The sequence below is a fragment of the Streptomyces sp. NPDC029138 genome (assembly GCF_055564375.1).
Window position 1 is genome coordinate 43,478 of sequence record NZ_JBVHWM010000025.1, and the last position, 21,855, is coordinate 65,332.

Sequence of the window (21,855 nt, forward strand, 5' to 3'; positions counted from 1 at the left end):
CGGATGCGCGTTTTCGGCCACTGTGCACACATGGCTGGGCCACCTGTCACACCCCCGCAGTAGCCTGGGCTCCCGCCGTCTCACGGCTTGGGCACGCTTGCCATGGGGGACGGCCTTGGGGGAGCCGCACGAGGGTGCCGACACCGGCGACCGGAACGAGAACGACGGGGAGCGGACGGTGCCGACCACACCGCCCTTCCCCGCACAACTACGCCGACTGAGGCAACAGCGCGGTCTGTCGCTCGCCGACCTGGCCAGACAGACCCACTACAGCAAGGGGTACCTGAGCAAGATCGAGACCGGCGCGAAACGCGCGACCGTCGACGTCGCCCGCCGCTGCGACCAGATCCTGCGCGCCGACGGCGAGTTGCTGCGCCTGGTCGCACCACCGCGCACGGCGAAGCCCGGCGCCGCCACCGAGGACACCGGCCGAGCCACCGATGCAACCGGCCGCGCCCCCGCTGCCGGCGGCCGCGCCACCGAGGACACCGGCCCCGCCTGCCCCTACCCGGGCCTGTCGGCGTTCACCACGCAGGACGCGGACCGTTTCTTCGGCCGGGAGCGGGCCACCACATCACCCTCTACCTCGGCGCCGGGAAGATGGTGGAGGCCCGGCAGTCCGGCACCAGGGTGATGGTCAGTCATGTCCGCCTCGGCGGCGACTACTTCGGTGCCGTCCGCGTCAACACCGGCACCGTCGAGGGCCCCGTCCTCCGCACCTGGGGCACCGGCGTCTGGACCAAGGCCCAGCCCTCCGTCCGGGCCGCCCGCGTCTACGCCTTCCCCGGCCCGACGACCGTCCGCGTCGCCTGCCAGAAGCACGCCGAAGTCGGGTCACCGCCGAGGGCTACACCAACGACGCCTGGTCCTACCTCCCCGACTACCGCGCCTGGGTCACCAACATCTACATCCAGGACCCGGCCTGGCTGGACGGCGTACCGACCTGCCCCAACTGACCCATCCATACGGGACCTTTGGTCAGGCACTCGTGAGGACGACCAGCTGCCGGGTCGCCCGGGTCATGGCGACATAGTGGTCGACCGCTCCTTCGACGCCCTCGCCGAACTTCTCCGGGTCGACGAGGACGACCAGGTCGAATTCGAGTCCCTTCGACAGCTCCGGCGTCAGGGAGCGGACGCGGGCGGTCGGCCGGAACGTGGGGTCGCCGATGACACAGGCGATCCCGTCGGCGTGTGCGGCGAGCCAGGTGTCGAGGATCGAGCCCAGGTCCGAGACGGAGCCGTGGGCGACGGGGACGCCGTTGCTGCGGATGGAGGTCGGCACGTTGGCGTCCGGCAGCACCGCCCGGATGACGGGTTCGGCCTCCGTCATGATCTCCTCAGGCGTCCGGTAGTTGACGGTCAGGGACGCCAGGCGGATCCGGTCGAACCCGACCCGTGCGAGCCGTTCCTGCCACGACTCCGTGAACCCGTGCCGGGCCTGGGCGCGGTCACCGACGATGGTGAAGCTCCGGGACGGACACCGCAGGAGCAGCATCTGCCACTCGGCGTCGGTCAGTTCCTGCGCCTCGTCCACGACGATGTGCGCGAACGGCCCGGCGAGCAGGTCGGGGTCGGCGGTGGGCAGGGCGCTGTCGTCGACCAGGGAGTTCCGCATGTCCTGCCCGTGGAGCATGACCAGCACCCCTTCGCCGTCGTCATGGGTGTGGGCTTCGAGCAGGTTGTCGATGACCCTGTCCATGCGCTCGCGTTCGGCGGCGACGGCGGCAGCGTGCCGGCGCTTCCGCCGGGCCGTCTCCGGGTCCCCGAGCCGCTGCCGCGCCGCGTCCAGGAGCGGCAGGTCGGACACCGTCCAGGCCTGGGCGTCCGCGCGCTGCAACAGCCGCACCTCGTCGCGGCTGAGCCACGGAGCGCACATCCGCAGATAGGCCGGCACCGACCACAGGTCTCCGACGAGGTCGGCCGCCTCCAGCAGCGGCCAGGCGCGGCCGAAGGCGGTGAACAGGTCCCTGTTCCGCAGCAGCGACCTGCGCAGCAGTTCGGGCGGGACATCGCCGCCGTGCTTGTCCACCAGGATCGTGAGCAGTTCCTCCCACACCTGCTCGCGCGCCTCGTTGTGCGGAGTACCGGGTTCCGCCGCCTCGAACGCCACCGCCCAGTCGTCGGCGCTCAGCCAGATGTCGGACCAGTGGGTGGTGACCGTCATCCCCTCGGTGGGCGGCTCCTCGTAGAACCTGACGGCCTTCTCGATCGCCTTGACCATGTCCGCGGACGACTTCAGCCGGGCCACCTCCGGGTCGGCCTCGGCCACGGCCCCGGCTCCCTCGGCGACCAGGTCCCGCAGGGTGCACGTCTGCACGCCCTCCTCGCCGAGGCTGGGCAGGACGTCGGCGACGTAGGCCAGGTACGGCCGGTGGGGACCGACGAACAGGACGCCGCCCCGGCGGTGACCGAGCCGGGGGTCGGAGTGCAGGAGGTAGGCGGAGCGGTGCAGGGCGACGACGGTCTTCCCCGTGCCCGGACCGCCGTCCACGACGAGGGCGCCGCGCGAACCCGCCCGGATGACGGCGTCCTGGTCGGCCTGGATGGTGCCGAGCACGTCCCGCATCCGCGGCGACCGGCTGCCGCCCAGGCTGGCGATGAACGCGGACTGGTCGTCCAGCGCGGCGTGCCCGACCAGCCCGTCCGGAGTGAACACCTCGTCCCAGTAGTCGGTGATCCGGCCACCGGTCCAGCGGTACCTGCGGCGGCTCACCAGGCCCATCGGGTTGGCGTGGGTGGCTCCGAAGAACGGCTCGGCGGCGGGGGAGCGCCAGTCGACCAGCAGTCGGCGGCCCGCGCTGTCCGTGAGCCCGAGCCGCCCGACGTAGACGGGCTCGGAGTTGTCCGCGCCGACCATGCGTCCGAGGCACAGGTCCAGTCCGTGCCGGCGCAGGGCGCGCAGGCGACTCGTCAGCCGGTGGATCTCCGCGTCCCGGTCCATCGCCTGCCGGCCCTTGCCGCCGGGCGCCCTGCGCTCGGCGTCGAGACGGTCGGAGAGTTCGGCGATCGACTCCTCGAGACACTCAGCGATGGCCGCGAAGTGCCGCTCGTCGTCGGCGATCAGCGCCGGGTCGGCCTTCGCGGCGAGGCGGTCGGGAAGACCGAAGGCACGGGTCGGCAGGGGATGATTCACGTCTTGGGCTCCGTTGTGAGGCTGGGTGGCCGCTCTGGGCACAGATCGCCGGGGTCAGCTGTCCGTGCGGTCGCACATCCGTCCCGCCAGGGTCCGACGTCCCCGCGCGACCCATACGTCGACAAAAGCGCACGCACTTCGTGAATCACCTATTTCGCAGCTTCCTGGCCCAGGCCGGTAATTCTGCGGTACGACGGGGGCCTTGCCGCAAGCCCCCCAGTGCGCTATATGTTGAGAGTGGCAAGGAGTGGGTGACTCCTTGCTTTTGTTTTTGCGGCCACCTGTGCCGCTGTTTGTGCGGCAGCAAGGTGCCGGATGCCCGGCGGTGGGTGATTCTGTAGGGGTGTGGGGTGAGCGAGGTGCCCGGCTCCCGGCGGCCTACGCCGCCTCCGGCCGCCGTGCGCTGCGCGTGACCCTGGTCGCCGCAGCCGGTTTCTACGTCTTCCGCTACGGCCTCGACCGCCCCGTGGCGGCGACCTACGCGCTGTTCACGGTGGTGGCGCTGGGAGGGCTGGCCAGGATTCCCGGTACCGGCCGGCAACGCGCGGCGGTGATGACGCGCCTGCTGCCGGTGTGCTGGGTGCTGGTGGCCGCCGGCACCTATCTGTCGGTGCGGACGTGGAGCGCGGTCGTCGGCATGCTGGTGATCGGCTTCACGCTGGCCTTCTCCGCCGTCGGCGGACCCCGCCCGGCCGGAGCGGCCCCCGGCCTTCAACTCCTCTACATCCTCCCTTCCTTCCCGCCGTACGACCCCGGCTCGCTCGGCGACCGGCTGATCGGTACGACGACGGGGCTCGCCCTGTTCGTCGCCGCCGAGACCCTGCTCTTCCGCGAGCCCGCTCCCCCCTCGTACCGGGAGCGGGCCGCCCGGGCGGCGGTGACCGCCGAGCGCTGCGCGACGAAGCTCGCCGCACACCGGGGTGCCCTGACCGGCCCGGACATCCAGGAGGCTCAGGAGCTGAGCCAGTCGCTTCGATCACTCAGCGTGCCGGAGGCGGAGCGGCCGGCGGGGCCCGGGGTGCGCGCCCGCGCCCTCGCCCACACCGGCCTGGCCACCCGTACCCTGCTCGGCAGACTGGCCGACCTGTCCGCCCTGCCGGAGAAGGGCACGGCACCCGAGGTGACCGCCGTACTGCGGGCGGTCGCGGGACTGGCCACGGCGACCGCGAGCTGTCTGCGCGCCGGGACGTCTCCCGCGGCACCGCAGAAGGAGCTGGTCGCGGCGCGCGCACACCTGTCCGCCGTGTCCGCGGGCCCGCCGCTCACCACGGCCGACGCCTGCTTCCCGCCCGCCGTGCTGCGCTGCCACGCCGCCGTGCTGGAGATCGCCGACGCGGCGCTGGCGATGGGCGCGGCCGCCGATCTGGCGGTGCGGGGCCGGCACATCTCCGTGGACCTGCAACCCGGCCGGTTCTGGTACGCCACCACCTGGCCCCCCGTCCTGTGGTGGTACCGGCTGCGCGGCCACGCCGGGCGCCGGTCGGTGTTCTTCCAGAACGCGGTACGGATCGCCCTGGCCCTGACGGCGGCCCGGCTCGTGGCCGGGGTGGACACGCTGCCGCACGGGTTCTGGGCGATGCTGGCGACGCTCACGCTCACCCGCACCACCATGGGCGAGACCTGGAGCACCATCCGCCTGGCGCTCGCGGGCACGCTGGCCGGGGCCCTGCTGAGCGCCGGTGTCCTGATTCTCGCGGGCGCCGACACCACCGTGTACGCCGTACTCCTGCCGCTGTGGATGCTGCTCGGCTTCACAGTGGGACCGGTGAGGGGCGTCGGATGGGCGCAGGGGCTGTTCACCGTGCTCGTGGCGCTGGTCTTCGCGCAGCTGGCGCCGCCGACCTGGCGGCTGGCGGAGGTCCGTGTACTGAACGTGCTCATCGGCAGTGCGATCGGCGCGGTCTTCGGCGTGCTGGCGTGGCCCCGGGGCGCCCATGACGAGCTGCGCCGCACCGCGGCGGAACTGCTGCGCAGGGCCGCGGAGATCGTCGTGGCCACCAGTGCCTCGGTGGCGTGCGGCGCGGTCTCGCCCGTGCCGTCGGGGGCCTCCCGCCACCGGTGCCTGCAAAACGCCGTCGTCCTCGCGGAGTCCGCGTACGCGCAGGTGCAGAGCGAACCGACCCCCTTCGGGGGCAGCGGGCGCAGGGCACCGCCGCCCGGCGTGGTCGTGGACTGGCAGGCGACACTGATCGCCGGGCATCACACCCTGTGGGGATCGGCACGGCTGCTGGAGCCGCCGCTCACGCCGCTGAGTCCGGCGGCGGCCCAGTCGACCGGCATGCTGGGGGAGCGGGTGGCGGGCCGGATGCTGCTGGTCTCGGCGGCGCTGGACCCGGGAGACGACACCCCCGTCGCGGTGACACCGCTGATCGATCCGGCCCTCCCCGGCCTCACCGCCGAGCCGCCCGGCGCTCCCCGCCGGTACTACGCGACCGTGGCATGGCTGGACTCCCTCATGACCGACCTGACACGCATCACGCACGCGGCCCCGTGGCACGCGTCAGCGAAATCGACGGCGGACACCTCCTGAGCCGAGCCGGGCCCCTGGCGCGTCCGCCTACTGGCCCACCCGTCCGTCGACGCACTCGCGCAGCAGATCCGCGTGTCCGCAGTGACGGGCGTACTCCTCGACCCTGTGCACCAGCAGCTCCCGCACCGCGATCCGGTCCTTCCCGAGACGCTCACCCAGATCCGGGTGCTCCGCCAGCGCGGCGTCGGTCGCGGCCTGCTCGCGCTCCAGATCGGCATACGCGGCGTCGACCACGGCCTGCTCGGCGACAGCTCCGTGGAAGTCCCCGTCAGGCTCGCCGTACAGCTTCGGCAGAGGGTCACCGTCGGTGATCCAGTTGCGCCAGTCGCGTTCCACCTCGGCGAGGTGGCGCAGCAGGCCGAGCAGCGACATGGTCGACGGCGGCACCGACCGACGGGCCAGCTGCTCCGGGTCCAGGCCCTCGCATTTCATCCGCAGGGTCATGCGGTACCCCGTCAGGAAGTCCTCCAGCGTCGCCAACTCACCCTCGGGACTGCCTCCTTCGCTGTGGCGGGGGTCCTCTCCCGGGTCAACCCACATGTCGGGGTGGACGGTTGCCTGGCTCCAGCGTGCGGGTTGCTCACTCATGCGTGCCATGTTCGTCCGACAGCGCCCGGGTCCGCCAGTGCCAGGTCGACGCACCTCGCGCCGTACTGCCCACACTTGCTGAGGAGGGCGTCCGTGAGGCAGTGGCCGACGACCGGTAGCCCGCAGCCGCGCTTGACCGGCGTCCCGGCCGGGCAGGACCGCTCCATGACTGACCTCCCCAAGGAGATCCGCGAGCGGATCGAAGCACCGGAGATCTGGTACGTCGCCACGGTCGACGCCGACGGGGCGCCGCACGTCAGCCCCATGTGGGTCGGACTCGACGGCGACCTGGTCTTCTTCAACACCGCTGTCGGGCGTGTCAAGGAACGCAATCTGCGCCGGGATCCACGCGTGTGCCTGTCCCACGCGGTCCGGTCCGACCCGTACGACCGCGTCCAGATCCGGGGCCGGGTGGTGCGGTTCGTGGAGGGCCCGGAAGCGGAGCGGAACATGGACCGGCTGGCGGCCGAGTACGTCGGTACCGAGCGGTTCGAGTGGGGGATTCCGGGCGAGCGCCGTGTCATCGCGTTCGTGGAGCCGACGAAGGTACGGCACGTGGTCGGGGTCGAACCCCTCCCGCCGGGCGCGCCCGGCGCGGTGTGACGCCCACCGCCTCCCCGGAACGGGCCGGGGAGGCGGTGAGGCCGGTACGCGTCAGGTGGTGCCCTGTGCCGTGACGCAGCCGATCGAACCGGCGGGGACGTCGTTGCCGGTCGACGTGGCGGTGAAGCCGAAGGTGACACTGCCGTCGGCGGGCACGACCCGGTTGTGGTCCGCGTTCCGGACCGTCACCGTGCCGTCGGTACCGGTGGACAGCGTGCCGTTCCACAGGCTGCTGATCTTGGTGCCCGCCCCGGGCTGCCAGGCCACGGTCCAGCCGTCGAGCGGCGCCGTGCCGTGGTTCATGACCTCGACGGACGCCTGGAAGCCACCGCTCCAGGAGTTCACCACGGAGTACGTGGCCATGCAGGAACCGGTGTGCGGATCCGTGGGGGTCGGCGTGGGCGTGGGCGTCGGTGTGCCGCCGGAGGTGCGGATGCCCGTGACCTCGCCGTGGCCGCCGTCGAAGACGATGTCCGAGCAGGAGAAGAAGTTCTCCTGGCTGTCCGAGCGGACCCACTGGATGAACACCAGGGCGTCACCGGACCGCCCGGAGGGCAGCTTCAGGTCCCAGTAGTAGTGGCCGCCGTCGGTGCCCGGTGACCCCTGCTGCGGCGGGTTGGTGACCGTCTGGATCAGATCGAGGTCGGCCCACCGCAGGGCGGAGGTGGGCGACCAGCCCTGCTTGGTGACGTAGACCCGGAAGTCACCCGGGTGCGCCGCCCAGTTGCTGTACTGCGCCTGGATCGTCGCCCCGCTGGTCAGATGGGTCCGGGGCCAGTCCGAGCGGGCCGCGTTGTAGCCGCGGAAGTCGTACGGCGACCGGTCACCCGCACTGCACAGGGTGCCGTCCGGAACGTAACCCGCGCCCCGGCCTCCGGCGTTGGAGTCGAGTACGGCGAACCAGTTGTACAGCGCCGTCGCCCCGCTCTTGGCCAGCGCGTCCCGGCACGCCGGGTTGGTCGGGTCCAGCCCGCCGGTCGTCGTGTGCGCGTCCAGATAGCACAGGTAGGTGCGGGATCCGGGCAGCATCGCCACCCCGTGCGCCTGGGCGCTGGTCTGCCCCAGGAGGGTCAGGGCGAGTGCCGCCAGCAGCGTCGACAGGGCCGCTGCCACCGACATCAGTCTGTTGCGTCGAGCCACGTTCAGCTCCTTTCGATTCGGATCAGACGGGCGGTGAACCCCAGGCGGGCGTCGTACCGGAGTACGCCGGGATCGCCGGGGCGTCGGGATACGTCGTACGGGTGCCGGGGCCGGAGTCGTCGGCTTCGGTGGAGGCGTCGGCGCCCGCCGGCGTGCTCGCGGCACCGGCGAACGGGGTGCCGGCGTGGGCCTCCGTCGCGGCGGGGTGCGCGGTGAGCTGCCCGGCCAGGCCCAGCGCCAGGGTGGCGAGCGTCGCGCCCAGCGAGGCCGCCCGGCGCCGTCGGCGCCCCGGTCTCGGCCGGTGTGGGGGTGTTCGGCGGGTGGGGTGTGTCATGCGTCCTCCTCGTGCGGGGCTGCGGGTGGTACGAGGCGGGTGCGGTTCAGCTCCCGGCGCAGTGCGGCGCGGATGTGCCGGCGGTGCCCTCGGCGGTGAGGCCGAAGGAGGTGGTGGCGCCGGGCCGCAGGGAGCCGTCGAAGGCGGCGTTGCGGACGGTGGCCCGGCCGTCGGCCGTGGTCAGGGAGCCGTTCCAGAGGCTGGTGACGCGGGAGCCGCCCAGGTCCCAGTCCACGGACCAGCCCGTCAGCGCGGCGGAGCCGGTGTTCTCCACCGTCACCTCCGCCTGGTGACCGCCCTGCCAGGAGGAGGCCGTGCGCGACCGCGCGGTGCACGACCCCGGCGTCGGCGTGGGGGTGGGGGCGGGCTCGGAACCGGGGTACGTCAGCCCGTACCCGTACGGGAAGAGCGGGTCCTTGCCGTCACCGTCGTTGACCGGCTCCTGGGAGGAGGTCCGTGGCCAGCTCACCGGCAGCTTGCCGGTGGGGGCGTAGTCGCCGAACAGGACGTCGGACACGCCGGCGCCCTCGGTGCCGGGCAGCCAGGCGGCCAGCAGCGCCTTCCAGTCGGGCAGGTGGGCGGAGACGTCGAGCGGACGGCCGGAGACCAGGACCACGACGACCGGCACCCCGCTCGCCGTCAGCCGGGCGAGGGTCTGGAGGTCCTCCTGGTCCAGCCCGAGGCCGCCCGGCCGGTCGCCCCGGCCTTCGGCGTACGGGGTCTCGCCGACCACGGCGACAGCGGCGCGGTAGCCGGCGTCGATACCGTTGCCGTACCGGTCGTAGGTGACCCGGGACGGGTCGGTGACGGCGGCCCGGATGCCCTGGAGCACCGTGGTGCCGTCGGTGACGGGACCGCTGCGGCCCTGCCAGCCGACGGTCCAGCCGCCGCTCTGGTTGCCGATGTCGTCGGCGGACTTGCCGGCGACGAACAGCTTGGCCGACTTCGGCAGGGGCAGCACGCCGCCGTCGTTCTTCAGCAGGACCTGCGAGGCGCGCACCGCCTGCCGGGCCAGCTCCCGGTGCGCCGCCGAACCGACCGTGGCGGTGTACGAGCGGTCGGTCAACGGATGCTCGAACAGGCCCAGTTGGAACTTCCTGGTGAGGATGCGCCGGTTGGCGTCGTCGATCCGGGACTGGGGGACGCGGCCGGCGGTGACCTCGCCGCGCAGCAGGGTGAGGAACTTCTTGTAGTCGTGCGGGACCATCACCATGTCGACGCCCGCGTTGACGGCCGTACTGATCTCCGCGCCGGTGAAGCCGCTCTGCCCGTCGAGCTGGTCGACCGCGGCCCAGTCGGACACGACGAACCCGCTGAAACCGAGTTCGCCCTTCAGCACCTCGGTCACCAGGTACTTGTTCGCGTGGGACCGCACCCCGTTCCAGCTGCTGTACGACAGCATCACCGCGCCCACACCGCGGCGCACCGCCTCCTTGAAGGGCGGCAGGTGGACGGCGCGCAGCTCGGTCTCGGACACCTTCGTGTCACCCTGGTCCACACCGCCGGCCGTGCCGCCGTCGCCGAGGTAGTGCTTGGCGGTGGCGAGCACGGACGCCGGACCGGCACCCAGGGTGTCGCCCTGGAGGCCGGTGACGAACGTCGTGAGGGCGGAGGGCAGTTCGGGCGTCTCGCCGTACGACTCGTAGGTACGGCCCCACCGGTCGTCGCGGGCCACGCACAGGCACGGCGCGAAGTCCCAGTCGATGCCGGTGCCCGACACCTCCTCGGCCACCGCTCGCCCGATCCGCTGGACGAGCGCGGGGTCGCGGGTGGCGCCGAGACCGATGTTGTGCGGGAACAGCGTGGCCCCGCGCACCGCGTTGTGGCCGTGCACCGCGTCGATGCCGTAGATCATCGGAATGCCGAGCGGAGTGGTCAGGGCCGTGCGCTGGAGGGAGTCGTACGTATCCGCCCAGGTCTGGGCGTTGTTCGGGCTGACGGTGGAGTCGCCGCCGGAGAGCACCGAGCCGATGCGGTAGGCGGCGAGGTCGGACCGCGGGACGAGGGCGTCCTTCTCGATCTGCGTCATCTGGCCGAGCTTGTCGTCCAGGCGCATCCGCGCCAGCAGGTCGGTGACGCGGTCCGGCACGGGTAAGGACGGGTCCTGGTACGGGGGGACCGCGGCCGGGGAGACGGCGACGGGCTCCGGTGCGGCGGCGGCCGGAGCGGTGAGGGCGAGGGCCGCGGCACACACGGCCAGGGCCGTCACCGGGCGGCGGCGGGCGAACGGGAGGCTCATGCGGGCGGGCCTTTCCTGGAGCGGTCCGGGAGCGGGGCGGCGCTGGGGCGGAGCCGGGAGCGGGGCTGTGCTGTGGTGGAGCCGGGAGTGGAGCGGCGCCGCGGTGGAGCCGGGACCCGCCCGGTCGGCCGGTGCGAGACGGGCGGGTCCCGGAGCGGATGGGTGTGTCACGCGGGCGGTGCGGCGGTGTGCGGGTCACGCGGTGGTGCAGGCGGCCCCGTTGAGGCTGAATCCGGCGGGCTTGGCGAAGGTGCCGCCGTAGCCGCCCTGGAACCCGAAGGACACCTGGCCGCCGGGCGCGATCTGCGCGTTGTAGGCGAGACCGCTCGCGGTGACCGCCCCGGAGGACGGCGTCACGGCGGCGCCCCAGGCGCTGGTGATCCGCTGCCCCGCGGGCAGGGTGAAGGCCAGCTGCCAGCCACTGACGGGGGAGGAGCCGGTGTTGGTGACGGTGACCTCGGCGGTGAAGCCGCCCTGCCAGACGTTCGTCCCGTACGCCACCTTGCAGGCCGCCGGGCTCCCGGGACCGCCGGGGTCGCCGCTGCCGGTCTCGACCGTGGAGGAGAACGAGGTCACCGCGAGACCGGCGCCGTTCTGCCAGGGCTCGAAGCCCGCCTGCACGCTGGTCAGGTACCAGCTGTCCTGCGCGAGCCCCCGGGACACGGCCTGCCGGACGAAGTCCATGACGTCGAAGCCCCAGCTGGTGATCGCCGACGGCGCGACGAAGGACAGCACGTCGTTGGAGCCGTTGTTGCCGGACCACACCTGCCACTGACGCCCGGCGACGGTCGCGGTGCCGACCTGGGAGCCCACCGGCTGGATGGAGCCCACCTTGTTGAACCACACCATGATCTCGGTCCTGTTGACACCGTCGGTGCGGGGCGTGGGGTCGAGCCAGATGTCGTACGCGGCGTCGTACACCGCGTTGCTCACATAGCTGTAGGAAATGCTGGTCGGCGCCCGGGAGATGGTGCTGAGCCGGGCCGGAAGGCTCGTCCCGGGCGAGCAGTTGGTGTAGTGACAGCCGTTGTAGACGGACGGGTAGGACTTCGGGGCGCCGTTCGTCGGTACCGAGCCGTCGGCCTGGGTGACGCGGAACCCGGAGTCCGTGACGCCGATGCACTGGGTCTCGCTGGTGCCCCAGCGGTTGTTCTGGACGACGTAGCGGCCCTGGATCGTCGTCGAGCCGTACTGTTCGCAGATCGTGGTGTCGGCCTGGGCCGCCGGAGCGACGGTGAGCAGCGCCGCCAGGGCGGCGAGCGCGGTGAGCAGCGCGCCCAACAGGCCGCGCGCTCCACGGACATGGTGCTTGTACGGTCGCATGCGGGTCCTCTCCATGACGGTGAGGGGAGTCCGGGAGCGCTCCCAGGCGCAGCTGGATGGGAGCGCTCCCATTCCCTCCGTTGGGCAGGGACTGTAGGGAGAGTTCATGTCCCTGACAAGACTCCCTGCGGAGCGAGAGTCGAAGAAGCTTCGAAAGCGCTGCTCAAGGCGGTCCGTTCCGCACGCCCGTCGCTTTCTGGGAGCGCTCCCGATCCCTGCCAGGGCCGCAGCGCGCCCGCCGGTCAACGGCACTCACGCCGACTCGCGCACCACCAGCTCCGTACGGAGGATCACATGCCGCCACGCCACGGACGACTCCTCCATCTCCTCCAGGAGCAGCCGCACCATGGCCCGCCCGATCTCCTCCAGCGGCTGCCGTACGGTGGTCAGCCGTGGCTCGGTGCGCTCGGCGAGCGGGAAGTCGTCGAAGCCGATGACCGCGACGTCCTCCGGCACCCGGCGCCCCGCCGCGCGCAGCGCCCGAAGGGCGCCGGCGGCCGTGGTGTCCGAGGCGGCGAGCACGCCGTCGATCTCCGGGTGCCGCTCGATCAGCCGGGCCATGGCGCGCCGGCCGCTCTCCTCGGTGAAATCGCCCTCGGCGACCCAGGACGGCGGGGCGTCCAGCCCGGCCTGGGCCAGGGCTTCGCGGTAGCCGAGCAGCCGGCACCGGGTGACGTACATGTCGAGCGGCCCGGTGATCGTGGCGATCGTCCGCCGGCCCTTGTCCAGCAGATGGGCGACCGCGCTGCGGGCGCCGCCGACGTTGTCCGCGTCGACGTAGCTGACGCGCTCGTCGGCCGAACGGCGGCCCAGCAGGACGGTCGGCAGTCGGGCCTCGGCGAGCATGTCGGGCAGCGGGTCGTCGGCGTGCACGGACATCACCAGCACCCCGTCGACCCGGCCGCCACGGGCGTACTCCAGGAAGCGCTCCCGCTCGGTGTCCGAGCGGACCAGGGTCAGCAGCAGCTGCATCCCGGTGTCGGTCAGGGCGTCACCGAGCGAACGGACGATCTCGGAGAAGAAGGGCTCCGCGAACTTCCGCCAGTCCGGCTCCGTCATGACGAGCGCGACGGCGTCGGCCCGCCGGCCGGCCAGTGAACGGGCCGCGAGGTTGGGCACGTAGCCCAGTTCCGCGATGGCCTGCTGCACGGCCCGGCGTGTCGACTCCTTCACGCCGGCCGCGTTGTTGACGACGCGGGAGACCGTGCCCCGGCCCACTCCGGCGTGAGCGGCCACCTCCTCCAGCGTCGGCGAGCCAGGGCGCCGCTTGCCCATGACCACCTCCCCCCAAGAGATCACCGATATTACGGGCCTGGCGATGGCGGGCCCACAGAAAGTTTCGAACGGGCGGGTCGTACGGAGGAGAGGGCGGGGATTCCTCGGGCTGACGGCGTGCGGGGTGTCCCTACGCCGTGCGCCGCCCCTCGCGACCCGGTCACGCAGCGTTGCGTGTCCCTCCCATACAGTGGGACGTATGGCATATTTCGGGTGATCCCGATGAAAGGTGTGTCATGAAGGTCGCAGTCCTCGGCGGTACCGGGCTGATCGGTTCGCAGGTCGTCAAGAAACTGAGCGCCGCCGGGCACGAGGCGGTACCGCACTCGCACTCCACCGGAGTCGACGTCGTCAGCGGCCAAGGGCTGGACGCGGCGGTGGCGGGAGCCGACGTGGTGGTCAACGTGACGAACTCACCGACCTTCGACGCGGCGTCCCTGGAGTTCTTCCAGACCTCGATGGACAACCTCCTGGCCGCGGCCCGAAAGGGCGGCGTCGGCCACATCGTCATCCTCTCGATCGTCGGCGTGGACCAGGTGCCCGAGCTGGACTACTACCGGGCCAAGGTGCTCCAGGAGAAGATCCTCGCGGCCGGTCCCGTCCCCTACTCCATCGTCCGGGCCACGCAGTTCATGGAGTTCATGGACGACGTCCTGTCCTGGACCACCGACGGCGACACCGTCCGGCTGCCCGCCACGCCGATCCAGCCGATCGCCGCCAAGGACGTGGCCGACGCAGTGGCGGAGGTCGCCATGGGCGCCCCGCTGAACGGCATCCGCAACATCGCCGGGCCCGAGATCTTCACCCTCGACGAGCTGGGCAGGATGACCCTGGCCCGCAAGGGCGACAGCCGCGGCGTCGTCACCGATCCGACCGCCGGCATGTTCGCCGCCGTCAAGGGTGACGTGCTGACCGACCAGCACGCTCGGCTCGCTCCCACGCGCTACGAGGACTGGCTCTCCTGACCCGGCCGCCGGTGGCGGAAGCCTCTCCTGACCAGGCCGCCCGTATCAGAAACCCTGACGTCAGATACCCAGGGCGTCCAAGAGGGCGGAAGGGTCCGGTTCCGGGGCGCCCTCCAGCGTCTGCTCCGCCCAGATGACCTTGCCCCGTGCCGCATAGCGCGTGCCCCAGATGTCCGCGAACTGGGAGACCAGGAAGAGACCGCGGCCGCCTTCGTCGGTGGTGGCGGCGCGCCGCAGCCGGGGTGAGGTGTTGCTGCCGTCCGCCACCTCGCACACCAGGGTGCGGCCCAGCAGCAGCCTGACCCGTACGGGCGGGGCTCCGTAGCGGATCGCGTTGGTGAGGAGTTCGCTGAGGATCAGTTCCGTGCCGAACGCCGTCTCCTCCAGCCCCCAGTCGGCGAGCCGCCGGCTCACTTCGCCGCGTACCCGGGGCACGGCCTCCGCGTCGAACGGGACGTCCCAGGTCGCCACGCACGCCGGGTCGAGCAGCCGGGTCCGGGCGACCAGCAGCGCCACATCGTCACTGGGGTGCCCGGGCAGCATCGTCTCGACGAGGGTGCGGCAGGTCTCCTCCGGTGTCCTGTCCGGTTCGGCGATGGCCGAGGAGAGCATCTCCAGGCCCTCGTCGATGTCCCGTCCGCGGTTCTCGATCAGCCCGTCGGTGAACAGGACGAGACGGCTGCCCTCGGGCAGCTCCAGCTCCCCGGCCTCGAAGGGGTGACCGCCCACACCCAGAGGCGGCGACAGCGGAAGGTCGGGAAAGGACACCCTGCCCTGCGGATCCACCACGGCGGGCGCGACGTGCCCGGCGCGGGAGAGGGTGCAGTGCCCGCCGACCGGGTCGTAGATGGCGTAGAGGAGGGTGGCACCGGTGAGCGGCACCTGGTCGTCGTCGGCGGCGGTCGCGGTCTGGGTGTCCAGCCGGGTCACCATCTCGTCGAGATGCCCGAGCAGTTCGTCCGGGGCCAGGTCCAGCGAGGAGAAGTTCAGCACGGCCGTGCGCAGCCGTCCCATGGTCACCGCGGCCTGGAGCCCGTGGCCCACGATGTCCCCGACGACCAGCGCCACCCGGAAGCCGGGCAGCGGGATGACGTCGAACCAGTCACCGCCCACCCCGGACTCCGCCGGCAGATAGCGTGAGGCGATCTCCAGCGCGTCCTGCTCCGGCAGGCCCAGCGGCAGCAGGTTGCGTTGCAGCGTCACCGCCAGCGCGTGCTCGCGGGAGTAGCGGCGCGCGTTGTCGATCGCGACGGCGGCCCGGGCCACCAGCTCCTCGGCCACGGCGACGTCCTCCTCGTCGAACCGGGAGGAGCCCGTGCCACGCCAGAAGTTGACCATGCCGAGGACAACGCCGCGCGCCCGGAGCGGCACCGTGATCAGCGAGTGGATGCCGTAGTCCAGGGCCCGCCGCGCCCCCTCGGGGTCCTGCGCCCGCCAGTCCTCGGCGGTGTGCAGGTCCTGGACCAGGACGGCCTTGCCCCGCCGCAGCGCCGCCGCCATCGGCGTGTCGGCCACCATGAAACGGATCACCTCACCCACCGCCTGCAAGGGGTATCCGTCCCGGGAGGCACGCAGCGCGGTACGGCGCATCTCGCGGACCGCGCTCGTGGGCTCCTCGCCGCGCAGCACGGAGTCGAGGAGTTCCACGGTGACGCAGTCGGCCATGCGGGGGACCGCCACCTCGGACAGCTCCTCCGCCGTACGCCGTACGTCGAGTGTCGTGCCGATCCGCACGCCCGCCTCGTACAGGAACGACAGCCTGCCCCGCGCCATTTCGGCCTGCCCGGAGAGCGCCCTCAGTTCCGTGGTGTCACGGAAGGTGGCGACCAGCCCCTGGGCGCCGCCGTACGGGGCGGTGGGCCGGGTGTTCACCGCCAGCAGCCGGTCCCCGGCCGGGACGACCTCGTCGGACGCGGTCTCGTCCGACAGCAGCAGCCGCGCCAGCCCCGGCCCCAGCCCCAGCTCCCGCACATGCCGTTGGTCGGCGTTCTCGGGCAGGTCCAGCAGCCGGTGGGCCTCGTCATTGGCGAGCAGGACGCGCCCGTCGCCGCCGACGATCAGCACCCCCTCGCGGACAGCGTGCAGCACGGCGTCGTGGTGCTCGTACATCCGGGTCATCTCGGCCGGGCCGAGTCCGTGGGTCTGCCGCAGCAGCCGGCGGCTGACCAGCGCCGCGCCGCCGGTCGCCAGCAGCAGCGCACCCCCCGCCATGCCGAACAGCATCGGCAGCTGCCGGTTCAGCAGCTGGCCCACGTTGCCGTACTGGATCCCGGCGGTGACCATCCCGACCACGCGCCTGCTGGAGTCCATCACCGGTACGACCGCCCGCACGGCGTCGGTGGGCGCGCCGTGGAACGCCTCGGTGAACGTCTCGCCCGCGGCGGCCCTGCCGACGCCCTCTGTCTTCGTGCCGATCAGGGCGGGGTCGGAGTCGGTGAGCCGGATTCCGCGCCGGTCGAGGACGCTGACGAAGTCGACGCCGGACCCCTTCTGCGTCTGCTCCGCCGCCGGCTGCAACCGGGCGGTCGGGTCCGGCGACCGCAGCGCGAGCGCCGTTCCGGGCGCGTGCGCGAACGCCTCCGCCACGGCAAGGGAACGCTGCTCGGCGCTGCGCTCGGCGTCGTACCGCCCCTGCACCACCAGGGCGGCGGCCCCCGCCGCGACCAGCATCAGCATGATCAGCGCTTGCAGCAGAAAGACCTGCGCGGCGAGCGTGCGGACGCTCAGGGACGGCGAAAAACGGCGTCCGCGTGGCGGCCAGAGCCTGCGGCGACGGGACGGATCGGATGACCCCCGTGCGCCGGGCGGCGGCGCCGCGCTCGCCCATGGCCAGCGGGAACGTCCGCTCATCTCCCTTTTCTAGCACTGCGGCCGCGTGATCGGCGACCGGTGTGTGCGCCGATGGGTGGAAGGGCGTGTCAGGCGGTGTGTGCGCCGATGGGTGGAGGTGGGGGCATGTCAGGGGCGGCGTCCGGCGCGGCGGCGGAGGTGCCGGCCAGTTTCACAGCCTGCCGGGCCTGGTCAGGCAGGTCCTGCGGACACCGGGGACTCGCGCGTCGGACGCCTCCCGTCTGCCGTGGACCGTCACCCGGCCCGTGTCACGTGACGCCGGGTGACGGCCAGGGCCGCGGCCATGATGCTCAGCTGGGGGTTCACCTCCGGACAGCTCGGCAGGACGGAGCCGTCGGCGATCAGGACGCCGTGTACGCCGCGCAACCGCCCCTCCGGGTCGGCCGGTGACCGCTCGGGGTCGGCGCCGGCCGCCGCCGTACCGGTGGGGTGGAACGCGGAGAGGTGCAGGTCGCGCGCGCTCACCGGGGCGAGCAGGGCCTCTAGCTGGGCACGGGTGCGGGCGCGCGGGGCCCGGGGGACGCCCGTCAGCACCTCCTCGGCGCCGGCGGCGAACAGCAGACGCCCCATGGCCCGTTGGGCCCGCAGCAACCGGCCCGCGTCGCGCGCCGCGAGGTCGTAGCGCGGCAGGGGGCGGTCGCGGCCGAGGACACGGCCCGAGGGACGGTCGGCGATCATGGCGCCGAGCGTGGCCAGCCGTTCCGTCTGTTCGAGTTCCTGTCGCAGTTCGCGGCCGATCCCCGGCAGCACGAAGGAACTCATGCCCGGGGGCGCCGCGGTCGCCTCGATCAGGATGCCGTCGGCCCGCAGCTGGTCCACGCCGACGCTCTGGAGGACGCCCTGCCAGGCGGTGACCGGATGGTCGAAGCGGCCCGCGACGCTGATCGCGGGGTGCACGCTGAGGTTGCGGCCCAGCCGGGGGTGCCCGCCCAGGCCGGAGCGGCGCAGCAGCGGCGGGGTGTGGAGGGCCCCGGCTGCGACCACGACCAAGGGGCTGAGGATCTCCAGCTCGCTGCCGTCGGGGCGGTGGACCAGCACCCCGGCGGCCCGTGGACCGTCCGGCCCGTCGCGGTCGGTGAGGATGCGCCGTACCCGCGCGCCCGTCACGATGCGGGCGCCGGCCGCGCACGCCTCGGGGAGCACGGACAGCTGGACGCTCTGCTTGGCACCGGTGGGGCAGCCGACGACACACTGGCAGGAGCCCCGGCAGCCCGGGGCGTTGCGCCGCAGGGGCGCGGCGGTCCAGCCGAGTTCCCCGGCCCCGGCCAGGGCGAGCCGCCCGTTGGCGCCGATGACGTCCAGCGGCTGCGGCGCCACGCGCAGAACGCGTTCGACCTCGTCCAGACGCGTGTCGAAGCCCTCGGCGGCGGCGAACCCGTGGTTGCTCAGCCAACGGGCGACGACCTGTTCCGGCGTGCGGTAGCACGTGCCGGAGTTGACGACGGTGGTACCGCCGACCGCCCGCCCCACGGGCAGGACCAGTGGCGGATTCCCCACGGCGACGGTCGCGCCGCCGTCCCGGTACAGGCTCATGAAGCGGTCGAGCGGCGCCCGCCGGCCGAACGACGCGGTGGAGTGGTGCTCGCCCTCTTCCAGGACGACCACGCGCATCCCGGCCGCGGCGAGCGTCCGCGCGGCCATCGCGCCGCCCGCGCCCGATCCCACGACGACCGCGTCGGCAGTGGACCGCGCGGGCCAGTCGGAGGAGGGCGTGCAGTCGAGCGGGGGGTCTTCGGGGGCGGATATTGAAGCTGTGGGGACGGTGGGCGTGGGGGGCGTGGGCGGAGGGTTCGAGGGCGTGGGCGTGGGGTCTGAAGCTGTGGGGCGCGTGGGCGTGGGGGCTGTGGGCGTGGGGTCTGAAGCTGTGGGGCGCGTGGGCGTGGGGGGCGTGGGCGTGGGGTCCGAAGGTGTGGGGCCGGAGGGTGCGGGGCCCGTGGGTGTGGGGTCCGAAGCCGTGGGGTCCGCGGGTGTGGGGCCAGAGGGCGTGGGACCCGAAGCCGTGGGGTCCGAGGGCGTTGGGCCAGAGGGCGTGGGACCCGAAGCCGTGGGACCCGAAGCCGTGGGACCCGAAGCCGTCGGGCCCGAAGGCGTGGGGACCGAGGGCCTGGGGCTCGAAGCCGTGGAGCCGCGCGGCGGTTCCTCGGGTGCGGGCACCGCAGGCGTGCCGCCGTGGTGCAGCATCCGTTCGGTGCCGGCGGCCAGCAGGAGCGGTACCTTGACCGCGTCCAGCAGCGGCAGCAGGGCCGGGCGTGCGGCGAGCGACGCGATGACGTGCTCTCGTTCCTCCGCGTCGAGCGCGGACAGCCGCCGGCCCGTGCGGGCGACGGCGTAGGCGTCGATCGCCAGGGCCGCGCCGCGCACCGCCGCACGTACCGGTGCCGGCATGACGTCGAGCAGGGCCGCGACGCGCCGGGGCACGGCCCTGGTCCACTCGGCCGTGCCGTCGTCGGCGAGAACCGCGGCCACGAGTCCCGTCAGAGCCGGAGAAGTTCCACTCATCGGCTCCCGACCTCCGCGTGCGCGGTGCCCGTCAGCCGCCATGCCGCCTCCGGCCGCCAGCGGCCCCACCAGCGCTCCACGCGCACCTCCGCGTCCGCCCGTTCGCTGTTGCGGCACAGCGCGGCGGAACCGTCCGGGTCGGTGTAGTCGAGGGCGAGCGTTGCCTCCGGCGGCTGGGTCACCGTCACCCGGATGCGCCGCAGGCCCGCTCGGCCCTCGACCCGCCAGCGCGGCAGACCGATGTCCGCGCGGAACCGGCCGATGCCCGCCCACCCCACGGCGGTCCGCTCGACCCGCCGGGGCCAGGTGCGGCCGTTCCGGTACAGGCGCAGGAACACGAGAGGCGGCAGCCGGTCGAGCCCGCGCCGCATCGACACGGCGGCGACGATCTCCAGGACGTCACCGCCTCCGAGGTCGGCGTGGAGCCAGGCCCAGCGGCGGGCGTTGCCGTGGCCGAAGATGCGGGCGCTCGCGCCGGGCGCGTCGGTGAGCCGTAGCTCGTGGGTGCCCCGGCGGACGGTTCCGCTGTAGCGGGCACGGGCGGCGGGCAGCAGGTGCGTGGCCGGCAGCCAGGGGTGCCGCCAGGACCAGCGCGGAAAGGTGTGCAGCGGCGGGCCCTCGAATTCCTCGGTGAGCGCCCAGGCGAACGGCCCGGCCGAGCCGGTAAGACGGCCGGGTACGGCACCGACGTCCCCGGCGGTGAATCCGTCCGCCCGGCCCGCCCAGTCGTCGTTCCACCCCGTCCGGCCGTCCGTCTGGCCCACCCGGCTGCCCTTCTGGCCCACCCGGCCGTCCCTCCGCCCCGTCCGACCGTCCTTCTCGCCCGTTCTGCCGTCCTTCCACCCCGTCCGGTCATCCCTCCGCCCCATCCGGTCATCCCTCCGCCCCGTCCAGGGCACCGGTCCGAAACGGGCGTGCTCCGCCGGGCCCTCCTTGGGGAACACGGCGACCCAGCCGTGGGCGTAGGCGGGGCCGCCGTCGCGTGGCGCGACGAGTTCGTGATGCAGCCAGACACCACTGCCGGTCGCCGGATCGGTCAGCGTCGTGTACCAGACCTCCGTCCGCCCCGGTGCGCCGTCCCAGCGCGGTTCCAGGTACCGGTCGGCGGCGGGCTCGGCCGCCCGGGGGAACCGGAAGCCGGCGAGGAAGGGCAGCAGACCGGTGGCGAGGGGGAAGCGCAGGGTGCCCTCGCCGACGCGTGCGCCGTCCTCGTAGAGCGTGTACGGCAGGACGGTCATCGAGGACAGGGGACGCCTGAACGAGACCGACTTCCAGCCGTCCAGCAGCAGCCGCCGGCCCTCCAGGTCGAAACCGAGCCGGTAGCGGATTCTGCGGCGCGCCAGCGGCGAGATCTCCAACTCGCCCTCGGCGGCCGGGTCGTCGGTCCGCCCCGCTATCCGGATCCGTCCGGTCAGCCGTGCCGGGGTCGTGCGGTGGGGCAGCATCAGGCTGTCGGCACGGGCCAGCAGGTCCAGCCGCACCGGGCGGTCGGCCGCGTCGTCGGCCAGGCGGACCCGGCCCAGCATCGTCTCCCGGAACGTCGTTCCGCGCGGGGTCACGAGGCATCCCCTCGGTGCCCGCCGGAGCGCGCGAGCCCTTCGAGCATGATGCGCTCCGTCGCCGACAGGTAGTGTCCGGCGGCGATGCGCGCCGCTTCCGGGTCGCCGGCCGCCACGGCGTCGACGACCGGCGCCAGGCGGTCGTGCGCGGCCCGCGCGTCCTCGAACGGTCCGGCCAGCGCGGCGCGCACCGGCAGGTACGCGTTGAACAGGGTGTTGGTCAGCAGCACGTACACGCGGTTGCCGGTGGCCCGGGCCAGTGCCCGGTGCACCTCGGCGTCCGCCAGCTGCGCCGGGTCGCCACCGCCCGCGTCCGCGACGGCCGCCAGCAGCCGGCGCAGCTCGGTGACGTCCGCCGCCGTGGCGCGGGCCCCGGCACGTTCCGCGATCAACGCGCCGATACTGCGGCGGACCTCGAAGATCTCACCGATCCAGTCGGAGTTGTGGCGCACGAGCATGGGCAGCAGATCGGCTCCGCCCAGGCGCAGGAAGTCCCGTACGCGCGTCCCCACCCCATGGCGCGTCTCCAGGAGCCCGGTCTGCACCAGCCGGCCGAAGGCGTGCTTGAGGGTGGTGCGGGTGACTCCGAACCCGTCGGCGAGTTCCCGCTCGGGCGGCAGATAGCTCCCGGCCGGGTGGCGCCCGGCGAGGATGTCCTCGCGCAGCTTCCTCTCCAGTACGTCGACGATCGTCTCGCGTGGCAGTGCTTCCACTCCGGCCTCCAACGACACAGTGGTGATGCGGTGAGTGGTTCAGTGGCTGAGCCACTGAACCAACGCATGCCCATGGAGTCAATCCCCCTGACGGAACATGCC

Annotated in this window: 15 protein-coding genes and 1 pseudogene; 5 read left to right on the plus strand and 11 right to left on the minus strand. The window is 73.0% G+C overall.

Annotated elements, in window-relative coordinates; translation table 11 throughout:
- Positions 1-178: 178 nt before the first annotated feature.
- Positions 179-634, plus strand: coding sequence for a helix-turn-helix domain-containing protein (locus ACZ4WH_RS20690; protein WP_468182511.1), 456 nt, complete (start codon positions 179-181; stop codon positions 632-634).
- Positions 568-956 (plus strand): annotated as a pseudogene (locus tag ACZ4WH_RS20695) (hypothetical protein); the annotation flags it as partial. The gene ACZ4WH_RS20690 and the pseudogene ACZ4WH_RS20695, both read left to right, overlap by 67 nt.
- 22 nt (positions 957-978) lie before the next feature.
- Here ACZ4WH_RS20695 and helR read toward each other — a convergent pair.
- Entirely contained in the window at positions 979-3,135 is a 2,157-nt protein-coding gene (gene helR, locus ACZ4WH_RS20700; RefSeq protein WP_468182412.1) for an RNA polymerase recycling motor ATPase HelR, read from the minus strand.
- Positions 3,136-3,460: 325 nt separating this feature from the next.
- Here helR and ACZ4WH_RS20705 point away from each other — a divergent pair, with 325 nt between their 5' ends.
- Positions 3,461-5,665 (plus strand): FUSC family protein, encoded by a 2,205-nt coding sequence (locus tag ACZ4WH_RS20705; RefSeq protein ID WP_468182414.1) that lies wholly within the window; start codon positions 3,461-3,463, stop codon positions 5,663-5,665.
- A gap of 27 nt (positions 5,666-5,692) precedes the next feature.
- Here ACZ4WH_RS20705 and ACZ4WH_RS20710 read toward each other — a convergent pair whose 3' ends face one another.
- Positions 5,693-6,262: a DinB family protein gene (locus ACZ4WH_RS20710; RefSeq protein WP_468182416.1), complete on the minus strand. Its 570-nt coding sequence runs from the start codon at positions 6,260-6,262 to the stop codon at positions 5,693-5,695.
- Between the two features lie 156 nt (positions 6,263-6,418).
- Between ACZ4WH_RS20710 and ACZ4WH_RS20715 the strand changes: the two genes are divergently transcribed.
- On the plus strand, positions 6,419-6,856 hold the full coding sequence (locus ACZ4WH_RS20715) for a TIGR03618 family F420-dependent PPOX class oxidoreductase (RefSeq protein WP_468182418.1): 438 nt from the start codon (positions 6,419-6,421) through the stop codon (positions 6,854-6,856).
- 51 nt (positions 6,857-6,907) lie between these two features.
- Here the strand turns inward: ACZ4WH_RS20715 and ACZ4WH_RS20720 are convergent, their stop codons facing one another.
- From ACZ4WH_RS20720 to ACZ4WH_RS20740, 5 genes are all read right to left on the minus strand, one after another.
- Positions 6,908-7,996 (minus strand): lytic polysaccharide monooxygenase auxiliary activity family 9 protein, encoded by a 1,089-nt coding sequence (locus ACZ4WH_RS20720; RefSeq protein WP_468182420.1) that lies wholly within the window; start codon positions 7,994-7,996, stop codon positions 6,908-6,910.
- A gap of 22 nt (positions 7,997-8,018) precedes the next feature.
- Positions 8,019-8,330, minus strand: coding sequence for a hypothetical protein (locus ACZ4WH_RS20725; RefSeq protein WP_468182422.1), 312 nt, complete (start codon positions 8,328-8,330; stop codon positions 8,019-8,021).
- A 46-nt stretch (positions 8,331-8,376) separates the two neighbouring features.
- Positions 8,377-10,569, minus strand: coding sequence for a glycoside hydrolase family 3 N-terminal domain-containing protein (locus tag ACZ4WH_RS20730; protein WP_468182424.1), 2,193 nt, complete (start codon positions 10,567-10,569; stop codon positions 8,377-8,379).
- A gap of 195 nt (positions 10,570-10,764) precedes the next feature.
- Positions 10,765-11,892 (minus strand): glycoside hydrolase family 12 protein, encoded by a 1,128-nt coding sequence (locus ACZ4WH_RS20735; RefSeq protein ID WP_468182426.1) that lies wholly within the window; start codon positions 11,890-11,892, stop codon positions 10,765-10,767.
- A gap of 252 nt (positions 11,893-12,144) precedes the next feature.
- The gene (locus ACZ4WH_RS20740) at positions 12,145-13,167 is read right to left on the minus strand and encodes a LacI family DNA-binding transcriptional regulator (protein ID WP_468182428.1); all 1,023 of its coding nucleotides are present in this window, start codon (positions 13,165-13,167) and stop codon (positions 12,145-12,147) included.
- Positions 13,168-13,403: 236 nt separating this feature from the next.
- Here ACZ4WH_RS20740 and ACZ4WH_RS20745 point away from each other — a divergent pair, with 236 nt between their 5' ends.
- Positions 13,404-14,132, plus strand: coding sequence for an SDR family oxidoreductase (locus ACZ4WH_RS20745; RefSeq protein WP_468182430.1), 729 nt, complete (start codon positions 13,404-13,406; stop codon positions 14,130-14,132).
- A gap of 60 nt (positions 14,133-14,192) precedes the next feature.
- Here ACZ4WH_RS20745 and ACZ4WH_RS20750 read toward each other — a convergent pair whose 3' ends face one another.
- The 4 genes from ACZ4WH_RS20750 to ACZ4WH_RS20765 all read right to left on the minus strand — a co-directional run bounded on the left by ACZ4WH_RS20750 (position 14,193) and on the right by ACZ4WH_RS20765 (position 21,753).
- Complete coding sequence (locus tag ACZ4WH_RS20750; RefSeq protein ID WP_468182433.1) at positions 14,193-16,982, minus strand: SpoIIE family protein phosphatase; 2,790 nt, start codon at positions 16,980-16,982, stop codon at positions 14,193-14,195.
- A gap of 234 nt (positions 16,983-17,216) precedes the next feature.
- Positions 17,217-19,523 carry a GMC family oxidoreductase gene (locus ACZ4WH_RS20755; protein ID WP_468182435.1) on the minus strand — a complete coding sequence of 769 codons (2,307 nt, stop codon included), beginning with the start codon at positions 19,521-19,523 and terminating at the stop codon, positions 17,217-17,219.
- Positions 19,478-21,040 carry a hypothetical protein gene (locus ACZ4WH_RS20760; protein ID WP_468182437.1) on the minus strand — a complete coding sequence of 521 codons (1,563 nt, stop codon included), beginning with the start codon at positions 21,038-21,040 and terminating at the stop codon, positions 19,478-19,480. Before ACZ4WH_RS20760 ends, ACZ4WH_RS20755 begins: the two co-directional genes overlap by 46 nt.
- Positions 21,037-21,753, minus strand: coding sequence for a FadR/GntR family transcriptional regulator (locus tag ACZ4WH_RS20765; protein WP_468182439.1), 717 nt, complete (start codon positions 21,751-21,753; stop codon positions 21,037-21,039). Before ACZ4WH_RS20765 ends, ACZ4WH_RS20760 begins: the two co-directional genes overlap by 4 nt.
- Between the last annotated feature and the right edge of the window lie 102 nt (positions 21,754-21,855).

What these genes read in the sequence shown, in the direction of transcription:
- ACZ4WH_RS20735 (WP_468182426.1), bottom strand. Translation starts at nt 11,892, where the DNA reads ATGCGACCGTACAAGCACCATGTCCGTGGAGCGCGCGGCCTGTTGGGC.
- ACZ4WH_RS20745 (WP_468182430.1), top strand. Translation starts at nt 13,404, where the DNA reads ATGAAGGTCGCAGTCCTCGGCGGTACCGGGCTGATCGGTTCGCAGGTC.
- ACZ4WH_RS20715 (WP_468182418.1), top strand. Translation starts at nt 6,419, where the DNA reads ATGACTGACCTCCCCAAGGAGATCCGCGAGCGGATCGAAGCACCGGAG.
- ACZ4WH_RS20730 (WP_468182424.1), bottom strand. Translation starts at nt 10,569, where the DNA reads ATGAGCCTCCCGTTCGCCCGCCGCCGCCCGGTGACGGCCCTGGCCGTG.
- ACZ4WH_RS20740 (WP_468182428.1), bottom strand. Translation starts at nt 13,167, where the DNA reads ATGGGCAAGCGGCGCCCTGGCTCGCCGACGCTGGAGGAGGTGGCCGCT.
- ACZ4WH_RS20725 (WP_468182422.1), bottom strand. Translation starts at nt 8,330, where the DNA reads ATGACACACCCCACCCGCCGAACACCCCCACACCGGCCGAGACCGGGG.
- ACZ4WH_RS20710 (WP_468182416.1), bottom strand. Translation starts at nt 6,262, where the DNA reads ATGGCACGCATGAGTGAGCAACCCGCACGCTGGAGCCAGGCAACCGTC.
- ACZ4WH_RS20755 (WP_468182435.1), bottom strand. Translation starts at nt 19,523, where the DNA reads ATGGCGGCTGACGGGCACCGCGCACGCGGAGGTCGGGAGCCGATGAGT.
- ACZ4WH_RS20750 (WP_468182433.1), bottom strand. Translation starts at nt 16,982, where the DNA reads ATGAGCGGACGTTCCCGCTGGCCATGGGCGAGCGCGGCGCCGCCGCCC.